Origin of the sequence: Solirubrobacter soli DSM 22325, from assembly GCF_000423665.1 — a bacterium.
GTDB classification, from domain to species: domain Bacteria; phylum Actinomycetota; class Thermoleophilia; order Solirubrobacterales; family Solirubrobacteraceae; genus Solirubrobacter; species Solirubrobacter soli.
Genome location: NZ_KE384069.1, coordinates 133,369 through 146,133, shown reverse-complemented (window position 1 = coordinate 146,133; position 12,765 = coordinate 133,369). Strand labels below are relative to the sequence as shown.

The window sequence follows — 12,765 nt, the reverse complement described above, 5'->3', positions numbered from 1 at the left end:
TTGTTAATTGATGGTGAGTCAGGATTCCGGCTGCTCGGAGAGCGGAACCGGCTTCGCCGACTCCGTGAGCAGATCCAGGGCCTTGCGCTGCGACAGGTCGTCCTTGAGGCTGTCGAGGCGTCCGTTGGAGCGCAGGCGCTCCAGCAGCTTCTTCGGCGACGTCTTGTCGCCCGGGGGTGAGGCTTCGGCGACCGCCTCGAGCATCTCCTCCTCGCTCGGCTCGAGCGACTCGGCCTCGGCCACGGCGGCCAGCACGGCCTCGCGCTTGAGGGCCTGCTCGGCGTCCGGCTTGGCGGTCTCGATCGTCTCCTCCTCGGAGCGACCGGAGATGCGCAGGTAGGTCTCGCGATCGATGCCCTGGTGCGAGAGCTGGTGGAGCATCGAGTCCCACAGCTCGCGCGCCCGCGCCTCGATCAGCGCGTCCGGCACGTCGATCGTGGCGGCCTCGACCGCGGCGTCCAGCGCCGCCTCGCGGAACTCGCCCTCGATCCGGTTCGCCTCGGACTCGGCCATCCGGGAACGGATGTCCTCGCGCAGCTCGTCGAGCGTGTCGAAGCCGGCCTCCTCGGCCAGCTCGTCATTGAGCTCGGGCAGTTGCTTGGCCTTGACCTCGCGCACGGTGACGGCGAACTCCGCCACCTCGCCCGCGAGCTCCTCGGAGCCGTAGTCGTCGGGGAACGTCACGGTGACCGTGAGGTCCTCCCCGGCGACCGTGCCTTCGAGCTGGGCCTCGAACCCGGGGACGAGCCGGCCGGAGCCGAGCTCGATCATCTGGTCGCGACCCTCGCCGCCCGCGAACGGCACGCCGTCGCGGGTGCCCTTGAAGTCCATGACGACGAAGTCGCCGCGCTGCGCCTGGCGCTCGACCGGCTCGAGCTTGGCGGCACGCTCGCGCAGGCGGTCGACCTCTTCGGCCACCGCCTCGTCGGAGACGTCCGCCTCGCGCTTGCCGACCTCGAGGCCCTTGTAGTCGCCGAGCGTCGCCTTCGGGCGCACGCCGATCTCGATCGAGAACTTCAGCGGCTCGCCCTCCTTGGGCAGCTCGCTCATGTCGATCTCGGGCTCGCCGACCGGGACGACGTGCGCGTCGTCGATCGCGGCGCGGTACCAGCTGCCGAGCGACTCGCGGACAGCCTCGTCCAGCACCGCCTCGCGGCCGACGCGCTTGATGACGACGGGGGGCGGCGCCTTACCGGCGCGGAAGCCCGGGACGCGGATGTTGCGCGCCAGCTGCCTCGCGGCCTGGGTCATGCGGCGCTCGACTTCGCCGGAGCCGACCTCGGCCTCCACGCGTACGCGTGATTCGGGGAGCTCGGTGGTGGTGGTGCTGATGTCGTTTGCCATGAGAGCGGCGGAGAACGATACAAAGGCGCGCACATGCTGGAGCGTTTCGCCGCCTGGTTCGTCACCGGGCCCCTCGGTCACCTCGCCTCCGGGATCGCCGATTGGGCGGTCCTGATCTCGGGCGCGTTGATGAGAAAGATGAAAGCCCGGCGGTAAGGATCCCCTCTGCGGATCCGACGAACCGGGACACATATGTCGCGGTTCGCCAGCCTTCCCCTCGCCGTCCGTCTGGCCGCCGCCTTCGGGCTGCAGCTCGTCGCGCTCGCCCTCGTCACGCTGCTGGCCTTCGAGGCCTTCGGCTCCTTCAAGCAGGAGGTCCGTGGGCTCGCCTCGCGCGACGTCCGCGCCGTCTCGCTCGCAGGCCAGATCGGCCAGCAGGTGCAGGCGACCGGCCGGCTCGCGACCGAGCACATCTACGTCTACGACGGCGACGTGGGCGAGCAGGACCGGATCGCGGCCGAGATCAACCGCACCGCCGCCGTCGCCCAGCGCGAGACCGATGAGCTCTCCACGCTCGTCGACGCGCACGCCTTCACCACAGAGGAGCACGCCTGGCACCAGCGGCTCGACGCCGCCATCGCGCGGTCGCGCGCCGGGGACCGGTCCGGAGCGCGCGACATCTACACCCGCGAGGTCTCGCCGGAGATGGAGCAGCTGTTCACGACGATGAGCACGCTGCAGACCGCGATCGAGCATAAGACCCAGGCGACCGCCGAGCGCGTCGAGGACGACGAGTCCGCCCGTTCGCGGCTGCTGACGATCGTCTTCGCGCTGTCGGCGCTGATCGCCTGCGCGTTCGCCTTCGTCATCACCCGCAGCGTCGTCGTGCCCGTGCGCGGGCTGATGAGCCGCCTGCGCAGCCTCGACGAGCAGGACCTCTCGGCGCTCACCGACGGCCTCGAGGCCGCCGCGCGCGGCGACTTCACGCACACCGCCGAGCTGCGGACGACCGCGATCGACGTCCGTGCCACCGACGAGCTCGGGCGGCTCGCGCAGACGTTCAACGCGATGCGCTCCAAGGCCGAGCGCGGCGTCGGCGCCTACACGGAGATGTGCGACCAGATGGGTGTGCTGATCGGCGAGGTCTCGCGCAGCGCGGGGAGCGTCTCGGCGGGCTCGCAGCAGGTCGCGGCCTCCTCCGAGGAGGCGGGTCGCGCGGTCGGGGAGATCGCCAACGCCGTCACCGACGTCGCCCACGGCGCCGAGCGCCAGGTGCGCATGGTGGAGTCCACCCGCACCGCGGTGCTCGAGGCCAACACCGCCGCGGCCGCGAGCGCCTCCGCCGCGGTCGAGACCGCCGCCGCCGCCGACGACGCACGCATCGTCGCCCGCGAGGGCGTGACCGCCGCGGCCGCCGCGACGGAGGCGATCCGCGAGGTCGCGGCCGCATCGGCGGAGGTCGGCGCCGCGATCGAGGACCTCAACGCCCGCTCGGAGCGCATCGGCGGGATCGTCACCACGATCACCGGGCTCGCGGAACAGACCAACCTGCTCGCCTTGAACGCCGCCATCGAGGCCGCGCGGGCCGGAGAGCAGGGCAAGGGCTTCGCCGTCGTCGCCGAGGAGGTGCGCAAGCTGGCCGAGGAGTCCGGCCGCGCGGCCTCGGAGATCTCCGCCCTGATCGGCGAGATGCAGGCGCAGACCGCGCGGGTCGTCGGCGTCGTCGCCGAGGGCTCGGCGCGCACGACCGAGGGCGTCGCCACGGTCGAGCAGACCCGCGACGCGTTCGTGCGCATCGACGGCGCGGTCGAGGGCGTGGGCGCGCGGATCGCCGAGATCGCCGCCGCGGTCGAGCAGATCGCCGCCGGCTCCGCGCGGGCCGAGGGCGACGTCGCCGAGGTCGCGGCGGTCGCCGAGGAGTCCTCGGCGTCGGCCGAGCAGGTCTCCGCCTCGATCCAGGAGACCTCCGCCTCGACGCAGGAGATCGCCGCGTCGGTCGCCGACCTCGCGCGCACCGCCGAAGCACTGGACGCGCTCGTGCGGCGCTTCCGCGTTCGTCTCTGAACGCGCCAACTTGATCCCCCTGACGGGGTATTTCGTTGAGCGCGGTCGGACGAATGTCGATGTACCGGCAATGACCATGTCCATCCGTACGAAGCTCTTCGCCGGCTTTGGCGCAGTGCTCGCCCTCCTCGTGATCTCGTCGCTCCTCGCCGTCTCGGGGATGACGAAGATCGACGAGCGAAGCAGGACGCTCGCCTTCACCGACGCGCCATCGCTCGGGCTGCTGGGCGAGGTCGCCCAGGCGACGGAGCAGTTCCGTGCGGCCCAGCTCGGGTTCGCCCTCTCCAACACCAAGGCGCTGCTCGACGCGCGCGCCGAGACGCTCACGAACGCGAGCGACGCGATCGACCGCGCGCTGAAGGAGTACCCGCGCTACATCAGCGACCCAGCCGACAAGGCCCAGTACGACAAGTTCCAGGCGACCTGGAAGAAGTACACGGACGCGACCGCGCAGGTCCCCGACCTGGCGCGTGCCGGCAACCTCGCCGAGGCCGCCTCCGTCGCCAACGGCGCGAAGGACCTGATGGGCGACGTGCGCGACGAGATGGCCAACTGGCGCAAGCTCAACCAATCGATCACGCACGCCGACGCGACCGCGGCCACCGACCAGTTCAAGAGCTCGCGTCTGTTCAGCTTCCTGCTGGCGCTGGCGGCGCTGGTGCTCGGCGGCGGGATCGCGTTCTGGATCTCGCGCGACCTCTCGCGCCGCGCCCAGCAGATGCGGGCGGCGGCCGACGGGATCGCCGTCGGTGACGTCGATCAGGACGTCACCGTGCGCGGCACGGACGAGCTCGCCGAGACCGGCCGGGCGTTCGGCCGCATGACCGAGTACCTGCGCGAGATGGCCGACGCCGCCGAGCGCATGGCCGGCGGCGACTTCACCGTCGAGGTGCGGCCGCGCGGCGATCGCGACCTCCTCGGCAACGGCCTGCAGCGGCTCGCGACCGACGTCCGCACGATGGTCGCCGACGTCTCGACCGGCGCCGGAACCGTCAGCGCCGCTTCGGAGCAGATGGCGTCGACCTCCAACGAGGCGGGTCGCGCGGTCGGCGAGATCGCGTCGGCCGTCAGCGACGTCGCCCAGGGCGCCGAGCGCCAGGTGCGCATGGTCGAGTCCACCCGCGAGGCGATCCAGGAGGCCGCTCGCGCCGCGGGCGTCTCCGCCGACGACGCGCGCGAGACCGCGGCCGCGGCCGAGCACACGCGCGGCATCGCCCGCGACGGCGTCGCCGCCGCCGGGCGCGCCGCCGAGGCGATCCGCACGCTCTCCGAGTCCGCCGCGTCCGTCGACGTCGGCATCCAGGCGCTGTCGGAGAAGTCCGACCGCATCGGCGGCATCGTCGACACGATCACGGGCATCGCCGAGCAGACCAACCTCCTGGCGCTCAACGCCGCGATCGAGGCCGCCCGCGCCGGCGAGCAGGGCAAGGGCTTCGCCGTCGTCGCCGAGGAGGTCCGCAAGCTCGCCGAGGACTCCCAGAGCGCGGCGGGCCAGATCGCGTCGCTGATCGGCGAGATGCAGGCCGAGACCGGCGAGGTCGTTAAGTCGGTCCAGCGCTCAGCGCGCGAGACCGAGGAGAGCGTCGAGAGCGTCGCGCTGACGCGCGAGGCGTTCGAGTCGATCGGTCAGGCCGTCGAGGACATGCACTCGCGGGTCGAGCAGATCGCGTTCTCGGTCCAGCAGATCTCGGACGGGACCGGCCGGGCGGAGCAGGACATCGCCGAGGTCGCAGCCGTCGCCGAGGAGTCCTCCGCCTCCGCCGAGCAGGTGTCCGCGTCGACCCAGGAGACCTCCGCCTCGACGCAGGAGATCGCCGCCAGCGCCGGGGATCTGGCGCAGACCGCCGAGCAGCTCGACGCGCTCGTGCGGCGCTTCAAGGTCACTGTCGGCTGAGCCTCGAGGTCGGATGATCGGGGTGGGGCGGAGGGCTGCCCTGCCTCTATCTCTTCAGTAGCCAGGGCTCGGCCGGCAACGGTGTCGCCGAGCCCGGGCGCAGCGCGTCCAGCAGCAGCCCGAGATAGCGCGGCCAGTGGTCGTCCATCGGGCTGCCGTCCATCGCCGGGCGGGTGGTCGCCCCGACCATGCGCAGCATCAGCTGCACGTCCTCGGCGACGAGGTCGGCGCGGACGACGTTCGCGTCCTGCGCGCGCCGCAGGACGCGGGCCGTCGTGGCCATCACGCGCCGGCGTTGCTCGTCGGTCAGCGCGCTCGCGCCGAGGCGCGCGGCGACGACGTCGTAGAAGCCCTGGTTGGAGGCCTGCAGCCGGGCCGTCGAGGACAGGTAGCCCTCGAACGCCCTCCACGGGTCCGGTTCGGACTCGGCCGCGCCGACGATCCGGTCGATCTCATCGAGGATGTCCTCGAAGATGGCGCGTACCAGCGCTTCCTTGGTCGGGAAGCGGCGGTACAGCGTGCCCTTGCCGACCCCCGCGCGCCGCGCGATCTCCTCCACGCCGACGTCGAGACCCGCCTCGGCGAACGCCGTACGCGCGGCGTCCAGGACGCGCGCTCGGTTGCGAGCGGCGTCGGCCCGCAGGGGGCGGACGTTGACCTCCTCCATCGCAGCGATCCTATATCCGGTCAAGCAACCGTGCGAGGTTCTCTCTCATGATCACGGAGCCGTCCGAACCGGTCCGTAGCGTGCGGCGGCCGTATGGCGGTTCTGGCCCAGACGGACGATCGACCCTGGCTCGATGAGCTCAACCCCGAGCAGCGGGAAGCGGCGACGCACAGCGGCGGTCCGCTGCTGATCCTGGCCGGGGCCGGGACCGGGAAGACGACGACGCTGTGCGCCCGCGTGGCGTGGCTGGTGGAGTCCGGCGTCCCGTCCGAGCGGGTCCTGTTGCTGACCTTCACCCGGCGCGCGGCGAGAGAGATGTTGCAGCGGGCGCGCGGATTGGTGCCCGCTTCGTCGCGTGTGCTGGGTGGGACGTTCCACTCGGTGGCGCATCGGCTGGTGCGCCGGCACGCGGCCGCGTTGGGTCTGCCGGGCGGGTTCGGCGTGCTCGACGCGGGCGACGCCGCGGACGTGCTCGACCTGCTGCGCGAGGAGCACGGCCACGCGCGTTCGAAGACGCGCTTCCCGAAGAAGGGCACGCTGCTCGACGTGTATTCGCGGACGGTCAACGCGCAGCAGCCGTTGTCGGGCGTGATCGAGGAGCACTTCCCGTGGGTGTCCGAGCACCGCGAGGCGATCTCGGACCTCTTCCGCGCGTACACGGCGCGCAAGCGCGAGCTCGGCGTCTGCGACCTCGACGACCTGCTCCTGTTCTGGCGGGCGCTGGCGGCCGACGACGTGATCGGACCGCGGCTGGCCTCGGCGTTCGACCACGTGCTGATCGACGAGTACCAGGACGTCAACGGGCTGCAGGTCGACCTCGCGCGCTCGCTGGGCTCGCACGGGCCGACGGTGACCGCGGTCGGCGACGACTTCCAGGCCATCTACGGCTTCCGCTCCGCCTCGGCGGCGCACATCCTCGACTTCCCGGAGCACTTCCCCGGCACCCGCGTGGTGACGCTGGAGCGCAACTACCGCTCCACCCAGCCGCTGCTGGACGCCGCCAACGCCCTCGCCGCGCAGGCGACCCGGGCGTTCCCGAAGCAACTGCGCGCGGTGCGCGAGGGCGGTGTCCGCCCGCGGGTCGTGTGGGTCCGCGACGAGGCGGCCCAGGCCGAGGAGGTCTGCGACCGCATCCTCGAGGCGCGCGAGCAGGGCATGGAGCTGCGGGCGCAGGCGGTGCTGGCGCGTACCTCGCACGACTCCGACATGCTCGAGCTCGAGCTGACCCGCCGCCGCGTCCCGTTCCACAAGTACGGCGGCCTGCGGTATCTGGAAGCCGCCCACGTCAAGGACTTCGTGGCGACGCTGCGCCTGGTCGACAACACCGCCGACGACGTCGCGTGGTTCCGCGTGCTGCAGCTCGTCGAGGGCGTCGGCCCGGCGACCGCGCGCAAGCTGATGGCGGCGATGTCGGGGGACGACGTGGGTGCGGCGATCGCGGGGCCGGCGCGGGATGGCGCGGCGACGCCCGACGGCGCGGAGACGCCCGACAGCGCGGCGGCGCCCGGCACCGCGGCGGCGCCCGGCACCGCGGCGGCGCCCGAAGGCGAGGCGCGGCAGGCGCGGCTCGCCCTCTCCGCTCGGGACGAGGTCGGCGAGGGGCGGCTCGCCGCGATCCCCGACCGGCTCGCGGCATGGTCGTGGGCGCGGGAGCTGCTGGCGCCGCGGGTGCGCGAGCACGCCGACGCGTTGATCGCCGCGCTTCGCGACGCGCGCGAGGAGCAGCGGCCCGGGCCGCGCGCCGAGCGGCTGCGGGACGCGCTGGCGCCGCTGATCCGGCTGCGCTACCCGGACGGAGCGATCCGCGTCCAGGACCTCGACCAGCTCGTCAGCGCGGCGCACCAGGCGACCGATCCGCGCCACTTCGTCGCCGAGCTGGTGCTCGACCCGCCGAGCTCGAGCGCCGACATCGCCCAGCCGCCGCACCTGGACGAGGACTACCTGACGCTCTCGACGATCCACTCCGCCAAGGGCCTCGAGTGGGACAGCGTGCACGTGCTGGCGGTCTACGACGGCAACTTCCCCGCTTGCATGTCCGCGGGCACCAGCGAGCAGATCGACGAGGAGCGCCGGCTGCTCTACGTGGGCATGACCCGCGCGCGCCGCCAGCTCACGCTCTACGTGCCCGTCCGCTACCACCACCGCCCGCAGGGCCGCGACGACGCCCACGGCTACGGGAAGGCGAGCCGCTTCCTCACGCCCGAGGTGCTCGCGGCGTGCGACGTCACACGCCTCCCGGACGACCCGCTGAACCCTTACGGCGCGCCGGTGACGACGACACGCCGCCTGAACGTCACCCCGGACGCCCTGTTCGACTAAGCGAGCGCGGCGACCGCGGTGCGGACGCGCGTGGTCAGCTCGCGCGACTCGCGGGCGGCGCTGCCGTCGTCGCGGTCCTCGCGGTCGCCGAGCGCCGAGAAGACGTGCAGCTCGCCGCCCGCCGCCTCGACCTGCTTGGAGATCTCCTCGAAGAGGACCCGCACCTGCTCGGTGTCCGGGACGCGGGCGGCTTCGATGCGGCCGTTGACCTCGAGCGCGCGGATCACGTCGAGGTGCTGCTCGACGGCGCGGGAGACGCGCGAGAGGCGGTCGAGGTTGGCGTCGACGGCGGCGATCGAGGAGCACACGCTCTCGGAGGCCTCGGCGATCGCCTCGGCCAGCAGCCGCAACTGCGGGGCGGCCTCGGCGGTCGACATGCTGTCGTCGAGCAGCTCGTCGGCGAACGCGGTCATCATCTCGGCCTGGATCTTCGCCGCCGCGGCGCGGAAGGTCGTCTCGGCGAGCAGCTCGACGGCCTGCTCGAGCTCGGTGCCGAGCGTGACGATCTCCGGCGCGGCGGCGTCGGAGCGGGTGCGCAGCAGGCCGGCGACCGCGCCGAGCGCCGCGCCGCCGTCACCCAGGCGCGACGCGGAGAGGATCGCGTTCAACGAGAACAGCCGGATCGACTCCGAGAGCTCCCGCACGAACCCGGACCGCTTCTTGAGCGACTCCGACAGCTCGCCGTGTCCCGTCAGCCTGCGCCCGAGGCCGTGCAGCATCTCGACGGTCTCGACCGAGGCGTCGACGACGCCGCGCAGGCCGGCCTCGGCGTCGGTGAGGTCGCGCGAGCGGGACACGCCGGTCAGCGCCTGCTCGCGCGCGGCGACCTCCGCGGCGAACGCGGCGCGCATGAAACTCTCGTAGTCCTCGAACCCGGCGGCGGAAAGGCGCTCCGCGACACGGGCGGTGCCGGCCTCGATCGACGCCTTGCGCTCGCGCGGGTCGCCGCCCTCGGCGCCCAACTCGACCTCGCGGACGTCGGCGTAGATCTCGCGCGCGACGTCGAACAGCGGGCTCGTGGGCTTCAGCCGCACGGACAAGTAGCCGTCGGGCACCGGGATCGCGATCGCCATGACCCAGTAGTAGGCGCCGTCCTTGGCCAGGTTCTTCACGTAGGCGGCGACGGGTCTCCCCGCCTCGAGGAACTGCCAGAACAGGCGGAACACCGAGCGCGGCATGTCCGGATGACGGATCACGTTGTGCGCCTTGCCGATCAGCTCGTCGCGCTCGTAACCGCTGACCCGCACGAAGACGTGGTTGGTCATGCGGATGTGGCCCTTGCGGTCCGTGGTGGACACAAAGAGCTCGTCGATGCTGAAGGGACGTTCGGTCACACCACGGTCTTCGGCGAGGACGAATGGGGTCTGGACCGTAGTTTCTCCCGATCTTCGCTAAACTCGATGAAGCCGATCGGGATAGATACATGTAAATCCTGATCGGATTCCTTGTGAATTGCGCGTTCGCGGGGTACCGTCGTACGGACCCCATGAGCAAGATCGAACGCATCAAGGCGGCAACGGACGGGCTCGACGTTCTCCCTGAGCTTCTTCGCGCCGCGCGCGAGGGGTGGGAGACGCTGGACCCCGACCACGTCGGCCTCCTCAAGTGGTACGGCCTCTACGCGCACAACACCGGCGACGGGCATTTCATGATGCGCGTCAAGGTCATCCAGGGAAAGCTGAGCGCGGCCCAGGCGGAGACGATGGCCGGCATCGCCGAGGACTTCGGCCGCGGCGTGATCGACTGCACGACGCGCCAGTGCTTCCAGATCCACTGGATCACGCTCGACAACATCCCCGAGATCTTCCGGCGCCTGGAGGAGGTCGGCCTGACCACCTCCGGCGCGTGCGGCGACATCACGCGCAACGTGGTCGGCTGCACCGTCTCCGGGCTCGCGCATGACGAGATCGTCGACGGCTACGCCACGTCCGAGGCGATCCACGAGTACTTCCTCGACAACAAGCTCTACTCGAACCTTCCGCGCAAGTACAAGGTCAGCGTCACGGGCTGCGCGGAGGACTGCGCGCGCGGGCTGATCAACGACATCGCGCTGAGCGCCGCCATCCACCCGGACGGCACGAAGGGCTTCAACCTGCGCGTCGGCGGCGGGCTCTCCACGCAGCCCCGCTTCGCCCGCTGGGTCGACATCTTCGTCTCCCCCGAGGAGGCGCCGGAGGTCGTGGCCGCCGTCACGGGCATCTTCCGCGACTCCGACGAGAACCGGAAGGCGCGCGGCAAGGCGCGCCTGAAGTTCCTCGTCGACCGCCTCGGCGGCGACGGCCTGCGCGCCGAGATCGTCGAGCGCGTCGGTCGCGACCTGCGCCACGGCGTGCCGAAGGCCCCGGGCCTGTCGGGCGAGGACCACATCGGCGTCCTCCCCCAGGCCGACGGCGTGCACTCGACCGTCGGCGTCGTGGTCCCGGTCGGCCGCCTGAAGGCGAGCCAGCTCAAGGAACTCGTCGAGCTCTCGCGCAAGCACGGCGCCCGCGAGGACGACGCACTGCGCCTCACCCACCAGCAGAACGTCGTGCTGCCGTGGATCCCGGACGAGAACATCGACGCGCTCCTCGCCGAGCCGCTGATCGGCCACCTCACCCCCACGCCGACGCTCTTCCAGCGCGGCCTGCAGACCTGCACCGGCAAGGAGTTCTGCGGCCTCGCGAAGGTGCACACCAAGTCGCGCGCGGTCGAGATCGCCGCGTTCCTGGACGAGCACGTGCGCCCGAACGGCCACGGTGACGACTTCCGGCTGCACTTCGCCGGCTGCTCGAGCTCCTGCGCGCAGCACCAGATCGCCGACGTGGGCATCGAGGGCGTGCTCAAGAAGGTCGACGGCGAGTTCGTCGAGGCGATGGACATCCGCATCGGCGGCCGCCTGGGCGAGAACCCGAAGTTCGGCGACGTCGTCATCAAGAAGGTCCCGAACTGGGACCTCAACGAGACGCTCCTGAAGATCTTCAACCTCTACGAGGTCAACCACGACGACGGCGAGACGTTCCGCGACTTCGCGGGCCGCACCGAGCCGGAGTGGTGGACGAACGAGCTCGCGCCCGTAGAAGAGCCCGTCGTATGACGATCACGGAGGTGCTGGCGCAGGCGGTGGAGCGCCACCACCCGCGGCTCGTGATGCTGTGCTCCTTCCAGAAGGAGGAGTCGGTCCTGGTCGACGAGCTCGTCCGGATCGCGCCCGATGCACGGATCGTCACGATCGACACCGGCGTCCTGTTCCCCGAGACGCTCGCCACCTGGCGGGCGTTCGAGGAGCGCTTCGGGGTCGACGTCGAGATCGAGGACGCGACCGGCGACTGGACCGGTCCGGCGCACTGCTGCGGCGAGCGCAAGGTCGCCGCGCTCGAGCGCGCGCTGAGCGGCGTCGACGCGTGGATCACCGGCATCCGCCGCGAGCAGGGCCCGACGCGCGCGAACGCCCAGCCGGTCGAGTGGGACGACAAGCGCGGGATCTGGAAGTTCAACCCGCTCGTCGAGTGGACCGAGAAGGACCTCTGGAAGCGGATCGTCGACCGCGACCTGCCGTACAACCCGCTGCACGACCAGGGCTATTCGTCGATCGGCTGCGCGCCCTGCACGCAGCCCGGCGAAGGCCGCGAAGGTCGCTGGGCGGGTCTGTCCAAGACAGAGTGCGGACTGCACGTCTGAGCTGATGGATCCCTGGCTGATCCTCTTCGGCTTCGGCGTGGGCATCCTCGTCGGGACGACGGGCATGGGCGGCGGCAGCCTGATGACGCCGCTCCTGATCCTCGTCTTCGGCATCAAGCCGGTGGTCGCCGTCGGGACCGATCTCGCCTACGCCGCGATCACCAAGACCGCGGGTGGCTTCCTGCACTTCCGCAAGGGCACCGTGCAGACGAACCTCGCCTGGTGGCTCGCGGTCGGTTCCTGCCCGGGCGCCGTTCTCGGCGTGATCCTGCTCGAGCGCCTGGGGCTCGACGACATCCTGCTGCCGCTGATCGCCGGCGCGCTGCTGCTGACCGGCGCCCTCGTGCTCTTCCGGGCGCTGATGAAGCAGGGCGCCGACGAGCGCGACACGGTGGTCCTCGACACGCGCCACAAGGTCGCCGCGGTCGTCCTCGGCGCGTCGGTCGGCTTCGTGCTCGGGCTGACGAGCGCCGGCTCGGGGACCCTGATCGCGATCGGCCTGATCCTCGGCTTCCGGCTCGCGCCCCGCCGGGTCGTCGGCACCGACGTCTTCCACGCCGCGATCCTGCTCTGGGTCGCCGCGATCGCGCACCTCTTCTCCGGCAACGTCGACCTGATGCTGACGGCGACGATCCTGATCGGGTCGCTGCCGGGCGTGTGGCTCGGTACCCACTTCGCGACGAAGCTGCCCGAGCGCGGCCTGCGTCCGGCACTGGGCGTCGTGCTGCTCTCCGCCGGCCTCGCGCTGCTCACCAAGGCGGGCGTGGACATCCCCGCCGCCGTCATCGTCGCCGTGCCGCTCGTGCTCGGCGCGTTCGCGTACTACGTCCTCAAGGACCGGCCCGTACAAACTCCGCTTATCGCAAGGACCGACCCGTGA

General features: G+C 71.6%; 10 protein-coding genes. 7 read left to right on the top strand and 3 right to left on the bottom strand.

Annotated elements, in window-relative coordinates; all coding sequences use genetic code 11:
* Positions 1-18 precede the first annotated feature (18 nt).
* The gene (tig, locus tag G569_RS52835) at positions 19-1,344 is read right to left on the bottom strand and encodes a trigger factor (RefSeq protein WP_053227189.1); all 1,326 of its coding nucleotides are present in this window, start codon (positions 1,342-1,344) and stop codon (positions 19-21) included.
* Positions 1,345-1,377: 33 nt separating this feature from the next.
* Between tig and G569_RS66130 the strand changes: the two genes are divergently transcribed.
* The 3 genes from G569_RS66130 (at position 1,378) to G569_RS59290 (ending at position 5,242) form a co-directional block, all read left to right on the top strand.
* Positions 1,378-1,500 (top strand): hypothetical protein, encoded by a 123-nt coding sequence (locus tag G569_RS66130; RefSeq protein WP_306765256.1) that lies wholly within the window; start codon positions 1,378-1,380, stop codon positions 1,498-1,500.
* 36 nt (positions 1,501-1,536) lie between these two features.
* Positions 1,537-3,348 carry a methyl-accepting chemotaxis protein gene (locus G569_RS59295; RefSeq protein WP_053227188.1) on the top strand — a complete coding sequence of 604 codons (1,812 nt, stop codon included), beginning with the start codon at positions 1,537-1,539 and terminating at the stop codon, positions 3,346-3,348.
* 76 nt (positions 3,349-3,424) lie between these two features.
* Positions 3,425-5,242: a methyl-accepting chemotaxis protein gene (locus G569_RS59290; RefSeq protein WP_169542280.1), complete on the top strand. Its 1,818-nt coding sequence runs from the start codon at positions 3,425-3,427 to the stop codon at positions 5,240-5,242.
* Positions 5,243-5,288: 46 nt separating this feature from the next.
* Here the strand turns inward: G569_RS59290 and G569_RS52820 are convergent, their stop codons facing one another.
* The gene (locus G569_RS52820; RefSeq protein WP_037500295.1) at positions 5,289-5,909 is read right to left on the bottom strand and encodes a TetR/AcrR family transcriptional regulator; all 621 of its coding nucleotides are present in this window, start codon (positions 5,907-5,909) and stop codon (positions 5,289-5,291) included.
* Positions 5,910-6,002: 93 nt separating this feature from the next.
* Between G569_RS52820 and G569_RS52815 the strand changes: the two genes are divergently transcribed.
* Positions 6,003-8,228 carry an ATP-dependent helicase gene (locus G569_RS52815; RefSeq protein ID WP_053227187.1) on the top strand — a complete coding sequence of 742 codons (2,226 nt, stop codon included), beginning with the start codon at positions 6,003-6,005 and terminating at the stop codon, positions 8,226-8,228.
* On the opposite strand, the gene G569_RS59285 is transcribed toward G569_RS52815, so the two are convergent.
* Positions 8,225-9,562 carry a PAS domain-containing protein gene (locus G569_RS59285; RefSeq protein ID WP_028066190.1) on the bottom strand — a complete coding sequence of 446 codons (1,338 nt, stop codon included), beginning with the start codon at positions 9,560-9,562 and terminating at the stop codon, positions 8,225-8,227. The two genes, G569_RS52815 and G569_RS59285, sit on opposite strands and share 4 nt — an antisense overlap.
* A gap of 152 nt (positions 9,563-9,714) precedes the next feature.
* On the opposite strand from G569_RS59285, the gene G569_RS52805 reads away from it, so the two are divergent.
* The 3 genes from G569_RS52805 to G569_RS52795 are packed head-to-tail and all read left to right on the top strand — an operon-like array spanning position 9,715 to position 12,765.
* A complete protein-coding gene (locus G569_RS52805; protein WP_053227186.1) occupies positions 9,715-11,301 on the top strand; it encodes a nitrite/sulfite reductase in 1,587 nt (528 codons plus the stop codon).
* Positions 11,298-11,885, top strand: a complete 588-nt coding sequence (locus G569_RS52800; RefSeq protein WP_053227185.1) for a phosphoadenylyl-sulfate reductase — start codon at positions 11,298-11,300, stop codon at positions 11,883-11,885. The genes G569_RS52805 and G569_RS52800 overlap by 4 nt, the downstream gene beginning before the upstream one ends.
* Positions 11,886-11,889: 4 nt before the next feature.
* Positions 11,890-12,765 (top strand): sulfite exporter TauE/SafE family protein, encoded by an 876-nt coding sequence (locus G569_RS52795; protein WP_053227184.1) that lies wholly within the window; start codon positions 11,890-11,892, stop codon positions 12,763-12,765.

Excerpts from the sequence above, each read along its gene's own strand:
- G569_RS52820 (WP_037500295.1), bottom strand. The coding sequence starts at position 5,909 with ATGGAGGAGGTCAACGTCCGCCCCCTGCGGGCCGACGCCGCTCGCAAC.
- G569_RS59290 (WP_169542280.1), top strand. The coding sequence starts at position 3,425 with ATGTCCATCCGTACGAAGCTCTTCGCCGGCTTTGGCGCAGTGCTCGCC.
- G569_RS52800 (WP_053227185.1), top strand. The coding sequence starts at position 11,298 with ATGACGATCACGGAGGTGCTGGCGCAGGCGGTGGAGCGCCACCACCCG.
- tig (WP_053227189.1), bottom strand. The coding sequence starts at position 1,344 with ATGGCAAACGACATCAGCACCACCACCACCGAGCTCCCCGAATCACGC.
- G569_RS52795 (WP_053227184.1), top strand. The coding sequence starts at position 11,890 with ATGGATCCCTGGCTGATCCTCTTCGGCTTCGGCGTGGGCATCCTCGTC.
- G569_RS59295 (WP_053227188.1), top strand. The coding sequence starts at position 1,537 with ATGTCGCGGTTCGCCAGCCTTCCCCTCGCCGTCCGTCTGGCCGCCGCC.
- G569_RS52815 (WP_053227187.1), top strand. The coding sequence starts at position 6,003 with ATGGCGGTTCTGGCCCAGACGGACGATCGACCCTGGCTCGATGAGCTC.
- G569_RS66130 (WP_306765256.1), top strand. The coding sequence starts at position 1,378 with ATGCTGGAGCGTTTCGCCGCCTGGTTCGTCACCGGGCCCCTCGGTCAC.
- G569_RS52805 (WP_053227186.1), top strand. The coding sequence starts at position 9,715 with ATGAGCAAGATCGAACGCATCAAGGCGGCAACGGACGGGCTCGACGTT.